This window comes from Halobellus clavatus (assembly GCF_900107195.1).
In the GTDB taxonomy this organism is placed as follows: domain Archaea; phylum Halobacteriota; class Halobacteria; order Halobacteriales; family Haloferacaceae; genus Haloquadratum; species Haloquadratum clavatum.
The window spans coordinates 171,175-191,680 of record NZ_FNPB01000003.1; the positions used below are offsets into that span (position 1 = coordinate 171,175).

Below are 20,506 nucleotides of genomic sequence, written 5' to 3' on the forward strand. Positions count from 1 at the left end.
CGGTCCCGACGAACCTACCTATTTCGGCCTGACTCCGTCGCATCGACAGCGCGGATCGGGAGGTGGCCTTCCCGAAGCGGCGGGAATCGAACGGGTGACTTTTGCTACTCGATTCCCAACGTATTCGTATGGCGCAAGCGACGGAGCCCGCCGAATTCGGGGAGTGGCCGTTGAAGCGACTGATGACCGAAGTCGTCGGTTCGGGCGTCAAGTCCGCGGAGGACATGACGCGCGAGCAGGCGACCGAAGCGATGGAGCGGATCCTCGCCGACGAGCCCGATCCGACGACGCTCGGTGCGTTTTGGCTCGCGAACCGCTGGAAGCACAACAACGCCGAAGAACTGTCCGGGTACGCCGACGTGATCGCCGAGGACGTGGTGTACGCCGAACCCGACGTCGACCCCGTCGACTGCGGCGCGAACTACGACGGCAAGGGCGACACCGCCATCCTGGGCGCCGCAGCGGGCATCGTCGCTGCCGGCGCGGGCACACCCGTGGTCGCGCACTCCGGAGACCGCGTGCCGACGCAAAAGCAGGACGCCTACAAGCACGTCCTCGACGAACTCGGCGTTCGGACCGAACTCGTCCCGGAGGAGAGCGCCGAGATGGCCGACGAGACGGGCTTCGGGTTCTACTACCAACCTGAGTTCGCGCCGCACGTTCACGCGCTGTGGGACCGCCGCGATCAGATGGGCGTCCGCACGTTCGTCAACACCGTCGAGACGCTCGCGAACCCCGCGAAGGCCGACGTCCACCTCGGCTCGTTCTACCACCTCGCCTTCGCGAAGAAAGTCACCAGCACCTTCGAGCAGATGTCCTCACAGAGCCCCCACCGCGTCGTGATGTTCCAGGGAATGGAGGGCTACGACGACATCCGCCCGGGGTACACGAAGGTTGGCGAGTGGACCGACGGCGAGTTCCGGGATTACGAGATCGAGACGCCGGAGTACGGAATGGACTTCGAGTACGAGGACCTCGAGGTCGACCCAGACGACGTCGCCGGCGACTCCGCGGAGTTGACTGAAGCGATCCTCGCCGGCGAACGCGAAGACCACTTCGCCGACGCGGTGGCGCTCAACGCGGCCTTCCGGATCTACGCCCGAGAGGACGCCGACACGCTCGAAGAGGGGCTCGAACTGGCCCGCGAGAGCATCGAATCGGGCGCGGCGGACGCCGTCCTCGACGACCTGCGCGACTTCTGAGGGCGGCGTCTGTCGGTTCCGCACGCCCCCGCTGTCCCGATCCCCGGTCGCCGACAGGGGTTTCTTCGCGGCGACCGGGTGTGGGAGTATGAGCACGCCCACGCAGACCGCTACCGCACGCCTTCGAGCGTACTACGCGGCGCTTCGGAACGGAGAGCCGCTCTCTCCCTTCTTCGCCGAGGACGCCTCGATCGTCAAGTACGGGATCACTGAGAAGCTATGCGGCTACGAAGAGATCGAGGCGGGCCTGCGCGAGCAAACGGCGTCGACGGAGGACTGGTCGGTCGAGAGCCACGACCTCCGCGTGACTGCGTCCGGTGAACACGCGTGGTTCGCCGACGACGTGCGGATGGCCTGGACGGACACCAGACGCGACCGCGCGTTCGACTTCGAGACCCGGTGGAGCGGGACGCTCGAACGACGCGCACCTGACGACCAGGCGGCGCAGTGGGTCTTCGTCGGTATGCACGTGAGCGCGATCCCGGACACTGATCTCGCGGAGTGAGGATCACGGGGGCACCGCGTCTCAGCGCCCACCGACCGATGCGCTCGAGACACCCACCGACCGATGCGCTCGAGACACCCACCGGCCCAGACCGACGTCCCCGAGAGGACACCGTTTTGTATCAGTCGGCCCTCCAGATGCCTATGGTCGACGAGTCCGAACTCGAAAATCCCGAGAACCCCGTCGTGACGCTTTCGACGACGAAGGGTGACATCACACTGGAACTGTTCGAGCAGCGAGCGCCGCGTACGGTCGAGAACTTCATCGGTCTCGCCACGGGCGAGACGGAGTGGAGCGACCCCGAAACCGGCGAGACGCGGACCGACTCGCTCTACGAGGGGACGGTCTTCCACCGGATCATCGACGACTTCATGATTCAGGGCGGCGACCCCGAGGGGACGGGTCGCGGCGGCCCCGGCTACACCTTCGACGACGAGTTCCACGAGGACCTGAACCACGACGAGGCGGGGAAACTCTCGATGGCGAACCGCGGGCCCAACACGAACGGGTCGCAGTTCTTCATCACGCTCGGCGCTCAGCCCCATCTCGACGGCCGGCACGCAGTCTTCGGACAGGTCGTCGAAGGGATGGACGTCGTCGAGGAGATCGGCGACGTGCCGACAGACAGCGACGACAAGCCCGTGAAAGATATCGAGATCGAAGCCGTCGACGTCGAACAGTAGCGCACGCTAGGCCTCCGGCCCGGGAGCGCGGTTCGAGCACTCGCCGGTCGGCCAGTTATACTTTCACCTCGCTCCCGAACCCTTCTTAACCGTCCGTGCGGAAGGATCTCGCAGAGAATGACGTCTATCCAGTCGACACTCGGCGAAGATGACGGAGGCGGGATCGCCGAGGAGCTGGCCGAGGGCCAGCGGGCGATCTCCATCGCCGAGTTCTTCGAGAAGAACAAGCACATGCTCGGCTTCGACTCGGGGGCACGCGGGCTCGTCACCGCCGTCAAGGAGGCGGTCGACAACGCCCTCGACGCCACCGAGGAAGCCGGGATCAAACCCGACATCTCCATCGAGATCAGAGAATCGGGCGACTACTACACGCTGATCGTCGAGGACAACGGTCCGGGGATCACCCGCGAGCAGATTCCGAAAGTCTTCGGGAAGCTCCTGTACGGCTCCCGGTTCCACGCCCGCGAGCAGAGCCGCGGACAGCAGGGGATCGGCATCTCGGCGGCGGTTCTCTACTCCCAGCTCACGTCCGGGAAACCCGCGAAGATCACCTCCCGAACGCAGCGCTCCGAACGCGCGCAGTACTTCGAGTTGATCATCGACACCGACACCAACGAGCCCGAGATCCAGGTCGAAGAGGAGCGCGCACCGGGCGAATCGGAGCTCTCGCCCACCCACGGCACGCGGATCGAGATGGAGATGGAGGCGAACATGCGTGCCCGCCAGCAACTCCACGACTACGTCAAGCACACCGCCGTCGTCAACCCCCACGCGCGACTCGTCCTCGACGAACCGGGGCTCGACGAACCGAGACGATACGAACGCGTCGAGGGGGCGTCGCTGCCGGCCGAAACGGAAGAGATCCGGCCGCATCCCCACGGCGTCGAACTGGGCACGCTGCTCAAGATGCTCACCGCGACCGAGTCGTACTCGGTCTCGGGGTTCCTCCAGGAGGAGTTCACCCGCGTCGGCTCGAAGACCGCCGACAAGGTCCTGAACAACTTCCGCGATCGGCACTTCGGTCGCGAGATGGGCTGGAGCGTGCCGCGCAGTGCCGACGTCGACGTCGAATCCGCGGTTGAGGACGCCGTCGCGAACAAGGGGGCGGCGGCGACCGCGACGTTCGCCGAGCGTGTCGCGGACGCGCTCGAGTCCCGCGAGCGGACGACGCACGCGGATGTGACCGAGATCGTGGACACGGTGGCCGAGGACGTCGAAGACGAGTTCGAGACGACCTTCGGTCAGACGGTGCGCGAGAACGCCGTCGAGGCGGGGTGGGATGCGCTGAGGACTGATCTCGTCTCGGACCTCTACGCACTCGTCGACGATGCGACGAGCACGCGCAAGGACGACGCGACCATCTCGGGCATCGCCGAACGGCTGGCAGACAAGTTCCGCGACGGCGATCCGCGGCACCGAGCGACGCGCGACACCGTCCGGGACTACGTCGACCGATCGGCGGAGTTCGTCGTCTCCGAGGACGTCTCCTTCGGCGACACCGCTCGCGAGAACGTCGTCGAGGCGCTGTGGGGGGCGATGCGGACCGTCCCCGACGACCCGCCGAAGGTTCGGGCCGTCGCCGACGACCGCGACGTCGCCTCCGAGTTGTTGGAGGCGATGCGCGAGACCGACATCCTCGCGCCGCCGACGAACTGCCTCTCACCGATCACGGCCGAACTCGTCGAGGCCGGTCTGAAAAAAGAGTTCGACGCCGACTTCTATGCGGCCGCCTCGCGCGACGCGGAGGTCCACGGCGGCGATCCGTTCGTCGTCGAGGCCGGGATCGCCTACGGCGGCGAACTCGAGGACGGCACCGTCGATCTGCTGCGGTTCGCCAACCGCGTGCCGCTGGTCTACCAGCGCGGCGCGTGTGCGACGACTGACGTGGTGAAGCAGATCGGGTGGCGCAACTACGGACTCGACCAGCCGGGCGGGTCGGGGATGCCGAACGGCCCGGCAGTGGTGATGATCCACGTCGCCTCGACGAACGTGCCGTTCACCAGCGAGTCGAAGGACGCCATCGCGAACATCCCCGCGATCGAAGACGAGATCGAACTGGCCATCAGAGAGGCCGCTCGGGACCTCAAATCCTACCTGAACAAGCGGCGCTCGATGCAGAAGCGGCGGAAGAAACAGGACGTCCTCGGGACGATCCTCCCGGAGATGGCCGACAAACTCTCTGAAGTGACGGGACGGCCGCGACCGAACATCGACGGCGCGCTCGCCCGAATTATGAACAACGTCAGCGTCGAGCGGGACGTCGACGGCGACAGCGTAACCCTCGTCGTCGAGAACCACTCCGACCGGGCGGAAACCCCCGAGATCACCGACATCGTCTCTGCGGAACCCGGCGACCTTCCGGACGGGGTGAGCGTCGTCGATCTGGACGACGAGTGGTTCATCTCCTGGGAGCCGTCGATCCCGGCGGGAGAGACGGCCGAACTCACTTACACCGTGAGCGGTGACGCGGAGTTCGACGTCGACGTGGACGGTATCGAGACAGAGAAACTGACGATCAACGCCTGATATGAGCACGAAACAGGACGACGAACTCGCACAGGAGCGCCTCGTCGAACTCGCCGCGGAGTTCTACGATCAGTTCGCGGCGGGCGAGGTACCACACATGGACATTCCCACCCGGACGAAGTCGAACATCGTCTTCGACGAGGAGTCGAAGGTGTGGGTCTACGGCGACCGGACCTCCACCCGGTCCGCAAACAGCGTCCGCGGGGCACGCAAACTGCTCAAGGCCGCCTACGCCATCGAGTTCTTAGTGAACCAACTCGAAGAGAGCCGCTCGTCGACGCTGCGTGAACTGTACTACCTCTCCGAGTCGTGGGACAACGAGGAGGCGCAGTTCAACAGCCAGGACGAGTCGAACCAACTCATCGAGGACCTCGAGATCGTCTCGAAGGTCACCCGGGAGGACTTCCACATGCGCCCCGAGGAGTCCGGCGCGACGCTGATGGGTCCGCTGGAACTCCGCGAACAGACGCGCCGCGGCGAACGGGAGATCCACTGTCAGAAAGACGTCGGCGAGGGCGGGTATCAGATCCCGAACAACCCGGACACGATCGACTTTCTGGACCACGACATCGACTTCGTGCTCTGCGTCGAGACGGGTGGGATGCGCGACCGACTGGTCGAGAACGGCTTCGACGAGGAGTACAACTGCCTAGTCGTCCACCTGAAGGGGCAACCGGCCCGCGCGACGCGCCGGATCACGAAGCGACTGCACGACGAACTGTCGCTCCCGGTCGTGGTCTTCACTGACGGTGACCCGTGGTCCTATCGGATCTACGGGTCCGTCGCCTACGGGTCGATCAAGTCTGCCCACCTCTCGGAGTACCTCGCGACGCCCGAGGCTCGCTTCGTGGGAATCCAGCCCGAAGACATCGTCGAGTACGACCTCCCGACGGACCCGCTGGCCGACTCCGACGTCAACGCGCTCGAATCCGAACTGGAGGACCCCCGGTTCCAGACCGACTACTGGACCGAGCAGATCGAACTCCAGTTGGATCTCGAAAAGAAGGCCGAGCAGCAGGCGCTCGCGTCACGGGGCCTGGACTTCGTCACCGACACCTACCTCCCGGAGCGACTCTCAACGATGGGCGTCCTCTAACCGCCCGGGAATCGGAGGAGAGACTAATTTCGCCTGCGGCGTAGGCCCACGTATGACCTCATCAGGTGAGACGGTCCGTGTCTGGCTCGTCGAGCGGACCGACTCCGACGACGAACAGAACCTGATCATTCTCACGTATGCGACTCCGGACGGCCAACAGTACTTCCGCAAAGAACGGGCGCTGACCTCGTTCAGCGACGTCCGAGAGACGACCGCCGCCGTCGAGGCGGATCCGGACAACCTCGGCGTCGTCGAACAGTCCGATCGTCGCTCCCAGTTCGCCACCGAGGCCAGACGAATGCGAGCGGAACACGACCCCGACGACGCGGTTTGAGTAAGCGGAGCGATTCCGCTATCAATAGTGATTTTTGGGCCCGTGCCTTTTTATGAGGTGGCGCACAGCGAGGTGTATGAGCAGTACGCCACGAACCAGCACGGCTCCGAACCCAGCCGATTCGGACCCAATCGCCACTTACGTTTGGACCGGTGAGGAAGATGGTGCGAACGCCGTCGTCGCCGCCTTCTCCGAGGGGCCACTGGATGGCATTCCGACCGACAACGGCACACTGTATCAGTGGATCGATACCGACGCGATCGACTCGCTCCTGGCATCTGCCCACGACGATGTCGAACTCTCGACGGTCATCTGGGACCACCCGGTCGTCATCACTCGTGATACCGTCGAGGTCTACGCGCAGCGCGAACGCTGATTCGGGTAGTTCCGAGGGTCCGTTCCGCTCGCTGATCGGCGGTATCGCATCGACCGAGACGACAATGCCCTCCTGCGACGTGGCACTACTGCAACCGCTCGACACGTTCGATCGTGTCGGCGTCCGCGGGCCGTTTGTCCTCGCGCACTTCGACGAACCGGGGAAAGCGGAGCGCGTACCCGGACTGGTAGGTCGGTGACTGCTGGATCTCTTCGTACCCCACCTCGAAGACGACCGCGGGCTCGATCGAGACGGTCTGCCCGTCCTCGTGATCGATGTGCGGTCGGAGGCGCTCGGTCAGCGACTCGAGGCGCTCGTCGGTGATCCCCGTCGCGACCTTTCCGAGCGTCGCGTACGCTCCGGCTTCGGCTGCCGTCGAGTCGTCCACCCGCGCCGAGACGAGAAACGTCCCGAGGCAGTTCGCGCGGCGACCTTCGCCCCACTCGGCCCCGGTGACCACCAGATCGAGCGTCTCCACGTCGGGCTTGCGCTTCAGCCAGTTTTGGCCCCGCTTGCCGGGGTCGTACGTCGACGTCGGGTCCTTGAGCATAATTCCCTCGTGGCCGGCTTCGAGGGCCGCCTCTTCGACGGTCGCGACCGTCTCGGGGTCGTCTGCGACGATCAGTTTCGAGACGGCGTCGGTGCCGCCGAGCAGCGACTCGAGCCGGTCGTGTCGCGCTGTCAGCGGCGCGTCGAGGAGGTCCTCGCCGTCGGCGTGCAGACAGTCGAACGCACGCAGTTCGACGCGGACCTCGTCACGCATCTGCTCGACGTCGTACTTCCGTCGGAACCGCCGAAGGACCTCCTGAAACGGCAGCGGTGCGCCCGATTCGTCGACGGCGACGACCTCTCCGTCCAGGACCGCCGGGCGGTCGAGTTCCCGCTCGACGAACTCGACCACCTCCGGAAGCGGCTCGGTGACGTCATCCATATTCCGAGAGAACAGCGCGGTCGACGCGCCGTCGTAATGGACCTGCACGCGCGCGCCGTCGAATTTGGTCTCGACGGCGGCCGCTCCCCACGCGTCGATCGCCTCGGTGGCGGTGCCCGTCTGTGCGAGCATCGCCTGCACCGGCCGGCCGACCTCCAGTCCGATCGCTTCGAGGCCTGCACGCCCCTCGTCGCGCGCGACGCCAGCGACCATCCCGTAGTCGTTTGAGACCTGCAGCGCCCGCTCGACGGCCGCGACTGTCGCGTCTGCTGGCGCGGTGACGGCCGGCGTCTCCGCCTCGTCGTGTTCCGCGCTTTCGCCCCGATCCCCATCCGTTTCGGCTGCGGTTGACTCGACGTCTCCGGACCCGTCGTCGAGAAAGGCCCGGGCGATGGCATCGCGTACGGTCCCCGCTCCGACGCCGATCCGCATCTCTCCGAGGACGAGGCGCGCGAGGAACTTCGCCTCGTCGGCCGACGAGCGGTTGAACAGGCCGAACAGCGTATCGAGCCGTCGCCGTTCGCTTCCGTCGCCCGTGATCGTCGCGATCTCACGGAGTCTGTCGTCGACCGCCGACACGGTTAGTGCGTCGCGCTCGCCGCTAGCGAACGCGCCCAGACCGCGCTGGCCGCCGAAGTCGTAGGTGGCGGCGACTGCACCGATCTCGCCCACTTCGGCGAGTGTCGCCTCGACGTCGTCCGCATCGACGTTCTGGCCCGCCGCGCGTGCGATCGCCTCGTGAAGCAGCGCCGGCCCCACGTCAAGCGTCGTCGAGTCCCAGGCGGGATACACTCGTCCCTGGAGGAACCGAACGACGATCGGGAGTTCCGCGTCGGCGTCTTCGAGGAGCGTCGCAACCAGATCCATCGTCGCGAGGTCGCCCGGTTCCGCTTCCATCTCCGCGGCGCGCGCGGCGAACGCTGCGAACTGCATCGGCAGGTCCTACCGCCGCGGTCGACAAGAGTCCGCCGACTCAGTCCCGGAGTGCGGACGCGCGTCGGGAGCCGTCGGATTGAAGACTTCCCACCGCCCACGGTGGGCTATGACCGAGGAGCTGGCGGCCGAGGTGCGCGACGCCCTCGCCGTCGACCCCGACGAGTTCGAGGCGCAGGCTCGGACCGATGCCGAGGTCGTGAAGACCGAACTCCGGGACGGGACCTTCGACAACCACCAGTCGATCGTCGGCCTCGAATACGAGTTTTACGCCGTCGCCGACGGCCGGTGGGCCGCGTCCAACGAAGCCGACAGGTACGGTCTGATGCGCGTTCCCCGTCGGCTGCTGGAACTGATCGGGTTCGAGAAGGAACTCGGCCTCCACAACGCGGAGATGACGACGAGCCCACAGCCGCTGAATGCTGATGGGCTCCGGGCCCAGGAATCGGAGGTCCGCGCCCGCCTCGCGGCGGCGATGGACTGTACCGCCGCGGAGGGGATGCGGCTCGTGAGTGACGGCCTGTGGACGATCCCGCCGGCGGGCGAGACGGCACGCGAGTATCTCACCGGCAGCGTGGAGGCCGAGGGCGTCCGAATCGCGACGAATATGAGCGGCTCCGTCCGGTATCACACGATGGCCAACGGGCCGAACGCGGGCGAAGAGATGGCGATCGACGCGCCGAACGTGACGCTGTCAGCCGATACGGTGATGCCGGAGTCACTCATCACCTCGATCCAGCCGCACTACCAGGTCGCGCAGGCCGAGGACCTCCCGACGCTGTTCAACTACGCGCTCCGGGTGGCCGGCCCGCTTTTAGCGCTCGGTGTCAACTCGCCGTTCTTCCCGCCGGACCTCTACGACGACGTCGGGGCGCAGAAGATCCTCGCGGAGGGCTACGACGAACACCGCATCGCCGTGTTCGAGTCGGTGTTGAACGCCGAAGACGCCCAGAAAGTCCGATTTCCCGAGGATCTGCAGACCATCGATCAGGCCGTCGATAGAGTCGCCACCGACGATACGATGGTCCCGATGCCTGTCGCGGAGGGCAACCGCTTCGACGATCAGTTCGCGACGCTCCGACGGAAACACGGCACGTACTGGCGCTGGGTCCGCCCGGTCTTCGACGGGGCCTCGCGCTCGGATGCGAACGCGCGAATCGAGTTCAGACCGATCGCGGCCCAGCCGACTGTCCACGACTCGATCGCGTTCCAGGCCACCTTCGCCGGCCTGATGGAGAGCCTCCCGCAGCGGCGTCACCCGGCGACCGATCAGCCGTGGTCGACCGCGCGGGGGAACTTCTACGACGCGATGCGGGAGGGGCTCGATAGCCGGCAGCGGTGGATCTGTAACGACGGCGTCGAGACGATGTCGACCGAGGAAGTCTACGAGGACATCTTCGCGCACGCGGTTGACGGACTCACGGCCGCCGGGCTGTCGGAGTCGGAGGCCGAGACGTACGTGCGCCCCCTGCGCGCCCGCGTCGAGAACCGTACCACGCCCGCGGACTGGAAGGTCTCGCGCGTCAGAGAGTATCTGGCCGACGGTGATTCGTTTGCAGACGCGATCGCCTCGATGCAGCGCGACTACGTCCGCGAACAGCGGGAGACGCTGCTCGAAGGCTCGTTCGCGGACTGGCTCTGAGCCGACGCTCCGTTCTCACGCGTCACCAGAGTCGTCCACGTCTGTGGGTCGGTACTACTCGTGGGCCACCGCAGTGGCACTGCACAGCGGAGTCTCTCTACGGGTCGTGGTCGTGTGCGCTCCAGCGGCGGAGAGAATCACGGGCCGGCGATACGCCTCCGACGCCGCGAAGGATGGAATCCGACCGATTACAGGACTTCGTCGAAGTCCTTGTGGCGAGTGACCTCGACGCCGTCCTCGGTGACGACGCAGACGTTGATGCCGTTGCCGGAGGCCAGGTCGCGCTCGACGGCGCTCTTGATCGCACGGGCGGCGACCGACTTGGCTTCCTCGAGCGAGAGGTCCTCGTTGTACTCCTGTTCGAGGACACCGAGGGCGTACTGGCTGCCCGAGCCGGTGACGGTGTACTCCTCTTCGAGGATCGACCCGGCGGGGTCGATACTGTAGATGTGCGGGCCGTCGTCGTCGACGCCGCCCAGGATCGGCTGGACGATGTAGAAGGCGCCCGAGCGGAGGAAGTTGCCCATCAGCGTCGAGAGCGCCTGCATACTCATATCCTCGCCGCGTCGCGCCTCGTACAGGCGAACTTCAGCGCGGATCGAACTAATGAGCGACTGCGCCGCAGACACCGAGCCGGCGATGGTCAGCGCGCCGCGCGGGTGGATCTCTTCGACCTTCTGGACGTCTTTCGAGGAGACCATCCGACCGAGGCTCGCGCGCATGTCGGTCGCCAGCACGACTCCGTCTTCGGTCTTCAGACCGACGGTGGTCGTCCCCGTCTTGGTCTCTTTGTCGCCCATCTGCTGGGCCCGCTGTTCAGCGTTGGAAAACTCTCCGAGCTCGGGCGAAAAGACGTCCGAGTGCTCGCCGTTCAGCGAATCGAGATTCGAGACGTCGTCGCTCGTAGGATTACGCATTACCCGGAGTTAACACCCGTCGCTGATAAATGCCACCCTTCCCACTGCTGTTGCCCGTTCCGCCTTCGTGGCGACAGACTACCATATGCTGTCCGGCGGGTCCAGCAGCTGGGACGATCGAGTCCGTCGGAGAAACTCAGTGCGTCTTCGATTACGACCCGTCCGCTCGGCCGTCCGCGCGCTCGTAGGTCCGCTCGGCGGATTCGATAAGCGGGCGTACTGTCAGCGTGAGTCCGAGTCGGTGCGCGACCAGCGCGAAGGGCATCGCCAGGATTCCGAGGAGCAGCGTCGTCTGATACAGCAGGAACGCGATCCCTCGGTGAAACTCTGTCATCATCGGCGTGACTCGTCAGCAGGAGGCCGCATATATAAATCTTTTTCCACGGCGCGGATGGTGATGTCGACGCTGTACAGCGATTATACATTCTTGCCGCCGTTTCCTCGCGTGCCGCGCTGCTTCGCGCTCGACCCCGTACGAATGTACTCAACTCCACTGTTCGTCCGCATAAGTTATGCGCAGTATTGGAGTCGCGTACGCGACGCTCGGTGGCTGAGCGTTCCGAATATCGGTGTCACGCACTCGCATCCGCGCGGACGAACCACAAGACACGAAACCCCGCGGCACGAGTTCGTGGTATGAGCAACTATCTCGTCGCGATGGAAGCCGCGTGGCTCGTTCGCGACGTCGAAGACGTCGACGACGCCATCGGCGTCGCCGTCAGCGAAGCCGGGAAGCGACTCAACGACAAGGACAAGGAGTACGTCGAAGTCGAGGTGGGTGTGACCCCGTGTCCGGCCTGTGGCGAACCGTTCGACTCCGCGTTCATCGCCGCGAACACGGCGCTCGTCGGCCTCCTGCTCGAGATCGACGTCTTCAACGCGGACAGCGAGGAACACGCCTCTCGGATCGCCAAGAGCGAGGTCGGCGGCGCCCTTCGCGACGTCCCGCTCTCGGTCATCGACGTCGTCGAGACCGAAGCCGATGCGGACGACCGCGACGATCACTCCGAGCAGTAGCGCTCGACTCTCTGGACGTGTCCGGAGCCGCGTCACCCCGAAACACTTTCCTATAACTTCGGGTAATTTGGCGTATGGACCTCCCGACTCCGCAGGACCTGCGGCAACGCCGCACCAACCTGGAGCTGACGCAGAGCCGGCTCGCCGAGATGGCCGAGGTGTCACAGCCACTGATCGCCCGCATCGAGGGCGGCGACGTGGATCCGCGGCTCTCGACGCTCCGGCGGATCGTCAACGCGCTCGAGGAGGCCGAGGGGAGCGTCGTCCGCGCGGCGGATCTGATGAACGAAGGCGTCGTGAGCGTGGCGCCCGACGACTCGGTTCGCTTCGCGCGGGACGTGATGCTCGACGAGGGCTTCTCTCAGTTACCCGTCATTCGCGACGGCCGGCCCGTGGGTATCATCTCTAACAGCGACATCCGCCACGCCCAAGAACAAGACGACGTGGGCACCCTCCCGGTGGCGGACGTGATGCGCGAGTCGGTCACGACGGCCGAGCCGTCGGCGACGCTCGAAGAGATCGATGCAGCGTTAGATCACCACTCGGCGGTACTGGTCGTCGAAAGCGGCGAGACCGTCGGCATCGTCACCGAGGCGGACGTCGCGGCGCACCTCTGAGCACCGGGCGACGCCTTCAGCCGACCTCAGAGATCGAGTCCGCGGATCGAGACGCCACTGCCCGCTTCCACGTGCCCGATCACGCGGCCCTCGGTGCGTTCGGCGAGCGCCTCTGCGTCGTCCGGCGCGAGTGCACAGACGAAGCCGGTCCCCATATTGAACGTCCGGTGCATCTCCTCGTCGGCGACGTTGCCCGCCTCCTGAACGAACTCGAAGACCGGCTGTGGATCGAACGCGTCCTCGATCACGTACCGGTGGTCGCCGAGCCGTTCGAGGTTCGTCCATCCACCGCCGGTGAGATGCGCCGCCGCACGGACGTCGTTGGCCCGCATCGGATCGAGCAGGTGGGTGTAGAGGCGAGTCGGTTCCAGCAGCGCCTCGCCGAGCGTGTCGTACTCGCCGAACGGACAGGAGTCGGTGTACTCGTGCTCGCGCGTGACCGCAGTCCGGGCGAGCGTCAGGCCGTTCGAGTGGATCCCCGAGGACTCAAAGCCCACGAGCGCGTCGCCCGGTTCGGCCGCGCCCGGGAAGATCGCGTCTTTGGCCGCCAACCCCGCACAGGTACCGGCGAGATCGAGGCCGTCGACGACTTCCGGCATCACGGCGGTTTCGCCCCCCACGAGTTCGAGGTCGGCCTCCTCGGCGCCTGCGCTGAGTCCCTGTCCGATCTGCTCGGCGAAGGTGTCGTCGGGTTCGTCGATCGCGAGGTAGTCCACGAACGCGACCGGCCGGACGCCCGCGGCGACGAGGTCGTTCGCGTTCATCGCGATGCAGTCGATGCCGACCGTCGAGTAGTCTGACAGCGCCGCCGCGACGAGGAGCTTCGTCCCCACGCCGTCAGTCGCGAGTGCCAGGTACCGGTCACCGATGTCGAGTAACCCCGCGTAGTCCCCGTCGCTCTCGCCGACGGCACCGATCAGGGCCGCCGTTGCGGCCTCGCTGGCCTCGATGTCGACGCCCGCGTCGGCGTAGGTCAACTCCGCCCCATCGGCACCTTCGGGATCCGACACCTCGTCCGGATCCGCGTCGTCTGCGGTCATACCAGGAGTCCCGCGGCGAGGGGGCAAAATACGTCCGGTCTCCGGCCACGGGTGCAGTCCAGCCGTCGGAGCCGTGACGGCGGCGATACCGATGTAGATCAGCTCATAAACGTTTTGCCGGATTTTGAGTCGATTTCAAAACGGCGCGAACGGTGCGAACGGCCGGGTGAATCCGGGTGAAGGGAATGAACGCTCATCCCGTTATATGGAGTCGTCGCACCTACGACGAAGCGAGCACAGATGTCCACCGTTCCCTCCACCATCGATCCCTCCACCAACGAATCGGTCCGGCAGGTCCACGGCGCCCTCCGAGGCGCGTTGCGAACAGCTACTGGATGGATCCAGTGGCTCGTCGTGGCCGTGAGTTTCTGGATTGCCATCGCTCTGCCCCTGGCGTACCTGCCCCTCCTGGCGACTGGCTTCACCGGGGGCGAAGCCCTCCTCTTCGCTGGACTGATCGGTGCGAACGGGGTCGCGTTCGTCGTCGGGCACGGTCACGAGCCCCGCTCGATCCGGGGATAGCCGGTCTCAGAACCCGAAGCCCGAGACGAACGCGCCGATCGTCAGCAGGACGGAGGGAACGAAGAACGCCACGAAGGCGACCTTGCTCCAGCCGAGGACGGTCTTCCCGTCGAGCGGCCCGAACGGGATCATATTGAACGTCGCGAGAAAGAGGTTGATCGTCAGCCCGCGCGACCCCACGAGTGCGAGGAACTCCGAGCTGAGGAGAACGCCCACCACAAACACCGGGACGAAGATGAAAGCCAGGATGGCGTTCGTCGCTGGCCCGGCGAGCGCGATCAGTCCGTGCTCGCGACGCGTGAGTCGTCCGCGGTGATGCACTGCGCCCGGGGCAGCGAAGATGAATCCGGCAAGTGCACTCACGACCGCGAGAAATAGCATTCCGTAGTCAGCGCGGAACTCCGCGATCTGGTCGAACCGCACGGCGACGACCTTGTGGGCGACCTCGTGGAGGAGAAACCCCATTCCGGCGGTCAGGAGGCTCAGCAGGATCGGTCCGACGATCCCGCCTTGGAGGATCCCAGAGACGGCGCGCTGGCCGCCGCCGGCGAAGAAGATGGCGAACGCGACGCCCAGCGCGACCCACGCGAGTGCCAGATCCTGGAGCTCTTTGGAGCTAAACGAGAGGGAAGACGTACTCATCCCTGTTGAGTTCGGGCCGACGAGATTTGGGCCTTGTGGGTGCGGGGGTGTGCCCGCCAGCCCGGTGGTCTCACGCGACCGTGCCCCAGAGGATCTCCCAGCCGTTTTGTGCGCCCTCGAAGAGCAGTCGTGTCACGCCCGCAGCGCCGCCGAGATCCAGTGCAAACAGCGGGAGCAGATAGGCGACGAACAGTGCCGAGGCGACGATGCTCCCGATGTTCGTCGCCGCGACGACGATGATGAGCCGGAACAGCGGCACGGCGAACATCTCCTCGAGCAGGTCCGAAATCGGCTTCTCCTCGTCGGCGAGCAACTCGTTGAGCGTACCGATGTCGGAGATGTTCACCGGGTCGTACTGGAGTTCGACGTATCCGGTGAACCACCCCGGCGCGAGGAAGGGGTTGATCGACGTCATCCACGCGACCGCGCCGCCGACGAGCGAGGACGACCACCGCGCGCCGGCCGCCTTCGCGAGTCCGGCGGCGAAGAGCCCGTTCACCAGGAACCACGCGCCGAACAGGCGGAGCAGCGTATCGTCCCCGGCGGACGAGAGCGCCAGCAGGACGAAGAAGCCGATCACGACGACGGAGATGCCCGTTCCGACGACTTTCGCCCACGGAATCCTGCCGCCCTGTGTCCCCGTAAGCGACTCCATCGGCGGGAGTTCCTCCGGATGCTCGAGGTACCGTTCGATGCCCTCCCTGTGACCCGCGCCGACGACAGCGACGACGTCCGCGCCGTGCTGTCGGAGCGCGACCAGTTTGTGTGCGATGAACGCGTCGCGCTCGTCGATGAGCGCCGCTGCACCCCCGGGCGAGAACTGGCGGAACTCCTCCATCATCGCGCTCACGACGTCGGTGTCTGTCATCTCAGACATATCGAACTCGTCGACGTCTTCGACCTCGCCGAACCCGAACGCAGTGGCGAACTGGCCCAGCACCCCGCCGACGAGCAGACCAGTGCCCACGCCGAGGGTCATACTCCCGACGATCCTGACGACGAAGGGTCCCAGGACGTCCGTCACCGGCTCGGCGAGTCCGAGTCCGACGCCGCCGACCCCGCCCACGGCGATGCCGAGTCCGAGCGCCGCGAGGAGTCGGTCCTCCGCAGTGCCCATCGACGCCGACGCGAACCAGACGGCCGCGGCGACGCCGACCGCCAGGAACGCACCACCCGCGATTCGGGTCAGAACCGGCAGTCCGAGTCCGACGCTGCCGCCGAAGATCGCGACGAGCGGCCCCAACAGGAGGCCGAGGACCGCGCCGGCCGCGAGTCCGACGCCCCGGTTGTCGCCGATGCCGAAGGCCAGCCCGCCGATCATCCGGAACTTCTCTACGATTCCCATCTGGGTCCAGAACCGCCGCATCGTCTCGTTGATGTCGCGGTCGACGAGCGCGACGTCGATCCCCTCTTCCTCGGCGGTTTCCACGGCCGCGAGCATATCCGCGCCGGGCGTCACGTCGAATTTCTCACCCAATCGCGCCTGCACGTACGACAGCATCCAGTACGCGATGAACTGGAACACCGTGTTGCCCGAGAGCAGATCGCTCGGTTCGATGTCGTCTGGTTCGCCCCCCTTCAACTGTCGATACCGCCCCTCGTCGAGTTCGACAGCGACGACGTCGGGACGTTCGGCCTCGATCGTCTCCTCGACCTCGCGGATGCTTTCTTCGGAGACGTGCGCGGTGCCGACGACGCGGACGCGACCCTCCTCGGCCGCTTCCTGACTCATTGCTCTCCATACCGCACGGTGGTTTTTACTCCTGTCGGAGCAGTCGGCACTGGTGAATCACGTCCGCTCCGGTCCCGAGCGTCCCGCTGGGACCGCACACATATGATCGTTGAAGTTATTATCTGAATATCACGTAGTGGGGAGTAATGGGACAAGGGGACGAAAGGTGGTACAATCGAGCCGACGTATTGGAGGGGCAAGCGGTTCGAATGCCGTTACTGGACGAGGAGGCCGAGAGGCAACTCCACAAAACTGCGACGCTCCTCGCGGAGGGATGTCGCCGGAAAGCCGAGTTGCTTTCGGACCCCTCGATATCGGTCGCACAGGCTTACGAGCGGGAGTTCGAGTACATCGCCAAGCGGTGCAAATACCGGCTTCGGCAGGTCGCCGGCGACGACTACGAGGCGGTCGCGAAGGCGTACATTACCGGTGAACGCGACGATCGAACCGGCGCGCTCGCCGTCTACTATCTCGAGGCGCTGTGGCGGATCCAACGGCGCTCGACCGTTCCGGGGATGCTGTTCTTCCCACTCATTATCCGATATCCGAACAGTTACACGGCGAACCTCCGTTTCCCGCACGTTCACACGACGACCGAGTCGGTCATCTTCGAGTCACCCGGGCACGCGAAAGTCGGGCCCGACGACCCGCACGCCCAGCAGTACTTCGACGACAGCCAGCACGAGCAGGACCGGGCGGCCGACTACCTCCGACGGGCCGCACAGACGTATCACGAACAGTTCCCGCATCCCGACGATCTCCCGGACGACGAACCGAGGTACGGCGGCATCGTCGGCGCGGCCGGTCGCCGCGGGTCGATGTTCACCGAGATGCTGGCACCTGTCGAACCGGACCCGGACCGATTCGACGAGCCACCGACTGAACCGGAGTTAGTGCCCGCAGGGACGGAAGCCGAGCGGACGGCGCGAGAGTATCTCCCGGAGGCAGCGGCGCTCACCGACTGAGCGTCGTTTGTGGCTGGTAGGGTCACAGAAGCCGAATCGCTCGCTGTCGCTCGCGGATTCGTATGCGGGGATGGGATTTGAACCACGGTCGCGGCGTAGCCGCTCCCTGATTCAACTCCCACCGTTCGACACGAGTCCTCACTATGGCTCGGACATCGAATGCGGGGGATGGGATTTGAACCCACGAACCCCTACGGGAGCGGATCTTAAGTCCGCCGCCTTTGGCCTAGCTCAGCCACCCCCGCGCAATCGGGCTTTTCCGGGACGCGGGGTTAGAGGTTTCGCTTCGGACGGTGTCTCATCCCTTCACCAGTCCACGCTGAGGGTCCCATCCCCGTGGGGATCCGGTGCAACCTCCTCGTCGGTCCGCCGATCGATGACGTGGATGACACCCTTGTCCTTCTTCGCCGGGCAGACTTCGGCCGCGCGCACGTTCTCGTCCAGTTCGTCTTCGTCGATGAAGTACGATTGTGGCCGCCCGAGCCCTGACTCGATGTCCATCTCCCAGTTGTCTGCGACCTCGGCACACCGACCTGCACCGATGCATTTGTTCCCCTCGAAGATGATCTTGTAGGGCTTCTCAGAGACCGGCGGCGCGTCGGTCTCAGAACCGATCTCGCTCGGTTTCGGCGCGTCGCTCATATGTGGTGATAGCGCGGGCGCTGCCTTTGTGCTGTCGGTTTGTGTGGCTGCGGGACCGCCGCGAGCGGGGCCCTCATACGTCGATCAACATAGGGGGAATCGTTCGGAGCCAGCAGACAGTGCGAACTACGGAACGGGTACATCGCGCCCGCGCGTGCGAGGGTTTAAGAACGGAGGTGGCTTAACGAAGACACGATCAATGTCACGTGAAACGGAATACGGGGCCGGGCAAATTCAGGTCCTCGAAGGCCTCGAGGCCGTCAGGAAACGCCCGGCGATGTACGTCGGGTCGACGGACTCTCGGGGGTTACACCATCTCGTCTACGAGGTCGTCGACAACGCGATCGACGAGGCACTCGCGGGCTACTGCGACCACATCGAAGTCAGACTCCACGAGGACGGTTCGGTGTCGGTCTCCGACAACGGCCGCGGTGTCCCCGTCGACACACACGAACAGTACGACCGCCCGGCCGTCGAGGTCATTATGACCGTGCTCCACGCCGGCGGAAAGTTCGACAACAAGTCCTACCAGGTCTCCGGTGGCCTCCACGGGGTCGGGGTCTCCGTCGTCAACGCGCTCTCCGAGCGGCTGGCGGTCGAGATCAAGCGCGACGGCGCGCTCTGGCGCGACAGCTTCGATCACGGTGAGCCCGAAGAGGGCGCGTTCGAGCGCGTCAGAGACCTCGAAGCCGACGAGGAGACCGGAACGACCGTCCGCTTTTGGCCCGACGGCGAGATCTTCGAGACCGTCGACTTCGAGTTCGGAACGCTCGAGAGTCGACTCCGCGAACTCGCGTTCCTCAACTCCGGCGTCGAGATCCGACTCGTCGAAGAGGCGGGCAGTGAGGCCGGCTCCGAGGACGCAGCGACGGTCGAAGACAGCCCCGATGCAGACGGTGTGGCCCGCGAACGGTCGTTCTACTACGAGGGCGGCATCCGGGAGTTCGTCCGCTATCTCGACGAGACGAAAACCGTCCTCCACGACGACGTCATCTACTATGCGGACTCCGAGGACGGCATCGAGATCGAGGTGGCGATGCAGGCCACTGAGGAACTCCAGGGCTCGATACACGCCTTCGCGAACAACATCAACACCCGCGAGGGAGGGACCCATCTCACTGGCTTCAAGACGGCGCTCACCCGTGTCGTCAACGACTACGCCCGGGAGCACAGTCTCCTGGACGACCTCGACTCGCTGAAGGGCGAGGACGTCCGCGAGGGGCTCACCGCCGTCATCTCGATCAAGCATCCCGACCCGCAGTTCGAGGGCCAGACGAAGACGAAACTCGGCAACAGCGAAGTCCGCGGGATCACCGAATCGGTCACTCACGAGAAACTGGGAACGTACCTCGAAGAACACCCCGACACCGCCGAAGCGATCGTCGGCAAGGCCGTCGAGGCAGCGAAGGCTCGCAAAGCGGCGAAGCAGGCCGAAGAGCTCACGCGACGGAAGTCAGCGCTGGAGTCGACGTCACTCCCGGGCAAACTCGCGGACTGTCAGAGCCGGAACCCCAACGAGTCCGAACTGTTCGTCGTCGAGGGCGACTCGGCCGGAGGCTCCGCGAAGCAGGGCCGTAATCGACGGTTCCAGGCGATCCTCCCGCTGAAGGGGAAGATTCTGAACGTCGAGAAGCACCGCCTCGATCGCGTGCTGGAGAACGACGAGGTACGAGCCCTCATCACGGCCATCGGTGCAGGGGTCGGCGAGGAGTTCGACATCGACGACGTGCGGTACGAGCGGATCATCCTGATGACCGACGCCGACGTCGACGGCGCGCACATCAGAACGCTCCTGCTCACGCTGTTCTACCGGCATATGCGTCCGCTGGTCGAGGCGGGCTACGTCTACGCGGCGCGACCGCCGCTGTATCGGGTTCGGTACCGGGGAGAAACGTACGACGCGATGACCGAGGCCGAACGCGATCGCATCATCGAAGAACAGTGCAACGGCAACCCCACGCAGGTCCAGCGGTTCAAGGGGCTCGGGGAGATGAACCCCGATCAGCTGTGGGACACGACGATGAACCCCGAGAACCGGGTCCTCAAGCAGATCACCGTCGAGGACGCCGCGACGGCCGATAAGATGTTCTCGGTGCTGATGGGCGACGCGGTCGAACCCCGGAAACAGTTCATCAAAGAGCGAGCGACCGATGCAGAGTGGGTTGACATCTAGATGTACACTAC

General features: G+C 65.4%; 20 protein-coding genes and 1 tRNA gene. 13 read left to right on the forward strand and 8 right to left on the reverse strand.

Annotated elements, in window-relative coordinates; all coding sequences use genetic code 11:
• The first annotated feature begins 128 nt into the window (after positions 1-128).
• From BLU74_RS06390 to BLU74_RS06420, 7 genes are all read left to right on the forward strand, one after another.
• Complete coding sequence (locus tag BLU74_RS06390) at positions 129-1,202, forward strand: anthranilate phosphoribosyltransferase (protein WP_089766444.1); 1,074 nt, start codon at positions 129-131, stop codon at positions 1,200-1,202.
• 88 nt (positions 1,203-1,290) lie between these two features.
• Positions 1,291-1,707 (forward strand): nuclear transport factor 2 family protein, encoded by a 417-nt coding sequence (locus tag BLU74_RS06395; protein WP_089766445.1) that lies wholly within the window; start codon positions 1,291-1,293, stop codon positions 1,705-1,707.
• A 143-nt stretch (positions 1,708-1,850) separates the two neighbouring features.
• Positions 1,851-2,390, forward strand: a complete 540-nt coding sequence (locus BLU74_RS06400) for a peptidylprolyl isomerase (protein ID WP_089766446.1) — start codon at positions 1,851-1,853, stop codon at positions 2,388-2,390.
• A gap of 117 nt (positions 2,391-2,507) precedes the next feature.
• Positions 2,508-4,916, forward strand: coding sequence for a DNA topoisomerase VI subunit B (locus BLU74_RS06405; protein WP_089766447.1), 2,409 nt, complete (start codon positions 2,508-2,510; stop codon positions 4,914-4,916).
• A gap of 1 nt (position 4,917) precedes the next feature.
• The gene (locus BLU74_RS06410) at positions 4,918-6,012 is read left to right on the forward strand and encodes a DNA topoisomerase IV subunit A (protein WP_089766448.1); all 1,095 of its coding nucleotides are present in this window, start codon (positions 4,918-4,920) and stop codon (positions 6,010-6,012) included.
• 52 nt (positions 6,013-6,064) lie between these two features.
• Complete coding sequence (locus BLU74_RS06415) at positions 6,065-6,346, forward strand: DUF7967 family protein (protein WP_089766449.1); 282 nt, start codon at positions 6,065-6,067, stop codon at positions 6,344-6,346.
• Between the two features lie 76 nt (positions 6,347-6,422).
• Complete coding sequence (locus tag BLU74_RS06420; RefSeq protein WP_089766450.1) at positions 6,423-6,722, forward strand: hypothetical protein; 300 nt, start codon at positions 6,423-6,425, stop codon at positions 6,720-6,722.
• A gap of 85 nt (positions 6,723-6,807) precedes the next feature.
• Here the strand turns inward: BLU74_RS06420 and ligA are convergent, their stop codons facing one another.
• Positions 6,808-8,586, reverse strand: a complete 1,779-nt coding sequence (gene ligA / locus BLU74_RS06425; protein WP_089766451.1) for an ATP-dependent DNA ligase LigA — start codon at positions 8,584-8,586, stop codon at positions 6,808-6,810.
• Between the two features lie 109 nt (positions 8,587-8,695).
• Between ligA and BLU74_RS06430 the strand changes: the two genes are divergently transcribed.
• Positions 8,696-10,228: a glutamate-cysteine ligase family protein gene (locus tag BLU74_RS06430; protein WP_089766452.1), complete on the forward strand. Its 1,533-nt coding sequence runs from the start codon at positions 8,696-8,698 to the stop codon at positions 10,226-10,228.
• A gap of 188 nt (positions 10,229-10,416) precedes the next feature.
• Here the strand turns inward: BLU74_RS06430 and psmB are convergent, their stop codons facing one another.
• On the reverse strand, positions 10,417-11,145 hold the full coding sequence (gene psmB / locus BLU74_RS06435) for an archaeal proteasome endopeptidase complex subunit beta (protein ID WP_089766453.1): 729 nt from the start codon (positions 11,143-11,145) through the stop codon (positions 10,417-10,419).
• Between the two features lie 151 nt (positions 11,146-11,296).
• Positions 11,297-11,482, reverse strand: coding sequence for a hypothetical protein (locus BLU74_RS06440; protein WP_089766454.1), 186 nt, complete (start codon positions 11,480-11,482; stop codon positions 11,297-11,299).
• A 299-nt stretch (positions 11,483-11,781) separates the two neighbouring features.
• Between BLU74_RS06440 and BLU74_RS06445 the strand changes: the two genes are divergently transcribed.
• Both BLU74_RS06445 and BLU74_RS06450 read left to right on the forward strand, forming a co-directional pair.
• Entirely contained in the window at positions 11,782-12,162 is a 381-nt protein-coding gene (locus BLU74_RS06445) for a DUF555 domain-containing protein (RefSeq protein ID WP_089766455.1), read from the forward strand.
• A 74-nt stretch (positions 12,163-12,236) separates the two neighbouring features.
• Entirely contained in the window at positions 12,237-12,779 is a 543-nt protein-coding gene (locus BLU74_RS06450; protein WP_089766456.1) for a CBS domain-containing protein, read from the forward strand.
• A gap of 26 nt (positions 12,780-12,805) precedes the next feature.
• On the opposite strand, the gene purM is transcribed toward BLU74_RS06450, so the two are convergent.
• Positions 12,806-13,819 carry a phosphoribosylformylglycinamidine cyclo-ligase gene (gene purM, locus BLU74_RS06455; RefSeq protein ID WP_089766457.1) on the reverse strand — a complete coding sequence of 338 codons (1,014 nt, stop codon included), beginning with the start codon at positions 13,817-13,819 and terminating at the stop codon, positions 12,806-12,808.
• Between the two features lie 240 nt (positions 13,820-14,059).
• Between purM and BLU74_RS06460 the strand changes: the two genes are divergently transcribed.
• Positions 14,060-14,341: a DUF8028 family protein gene (locus tag BLU74_RS06460; RefSeq protein ID WP_089766458.1), complete on the forward strand. Its 282-nt coding sequence runs from the start codon at positions 14,060-14,062 to the stop codon at positions 14,339-14,341.
• Between the two features lie 6 nt (positions 14,342-14,347).
• Here the strand turns inward: BLU74_RS06460 and BLU74_RS06465 are convergent, their stop codons facing one another.
• Together BLU74_RS06465 and BLU74_RS06470 are read right to left on the reverse strand one after the other, a co-directional pair.
• On the reverse strand, positions 14,348-14,983 hold the full coding sequence (locus BLU74_RS06465; RefSeq protein ID WP_089766459.1) for a zinc metalloprotease: 636 nt from the start codon (positions 14,981-14,983) through the stop codon (positions 14,348-14,350).
• Positions 14,984-15,053: 70 nt separating this feature from the next.
• Positions 15,054-16,715, reverse strand: a complete 1,662-nt coding sequence (locus tag BLU74_RS06470) for a TraB/GumN family protein (protein WP_089766460.1) — start codon at positions 16,713-16,715, stop codon at positions 15,054-15,056.
• Between the two features lie 146 nt (positions 16,716-16,861).
• Here BLU74_RS06470 and BLU74_RS06475 point away from each other — a divergent pair, with 146 nt between their 5' ends.
• Positions 16,862-17,680, forward strand: coding sequence for a hypothetical protein (locus BLU74_RS06475; RefSeq protein ID WP_089766461.1), 819 nt, complete (start codon positions 16,862-16,864; stop codon positions 17,678-17,680).
• A gap of 160 nt (positions 17,681-17,840) precedes the next feature.
• Here the strand turns inward: BLU74_RS06475 and BLU74_RS06480 are convergent.
• A tRNA-Leu gene (locus tag BLU74_RS06480) sits at positions 17,841-17,925 on the reverse strand.
• A 61-nt stretch (positions 17,926-17,986) separates the two neighbouring features.
• Complete coding sequence (locus BLU74_RS06485) at positions 17,987-18,322, reverse strand: ferredoxin (RefSeq protein WP_089766462.1); 336 nt, start codon at positions 18,320-18,322, stop codon at positions 17,987-17,989.
• 199 nt (positions 18,323-18,521) lie between these two features.
• Here BLU74_RS06485 and gyrB point away from each other — a divergent pair, with 199 nt between their 5' ends.
• On the forward strand, positions 18,522-20,495 hold the full coding sequence (gyrB, locus tag BLU74_RS06490; RefSeq protein ID WP_089766463.1) for a DNA topoisomerase (ATP-hydrolyzing) subunit B: 1,974 nt from the start codon (positions 18,522-18,524) through the stop codon (positions 20,493-20,495).
• The last annotated feature ends 11 nt before the right edge of the window (positions 20,496-20,506 follow it).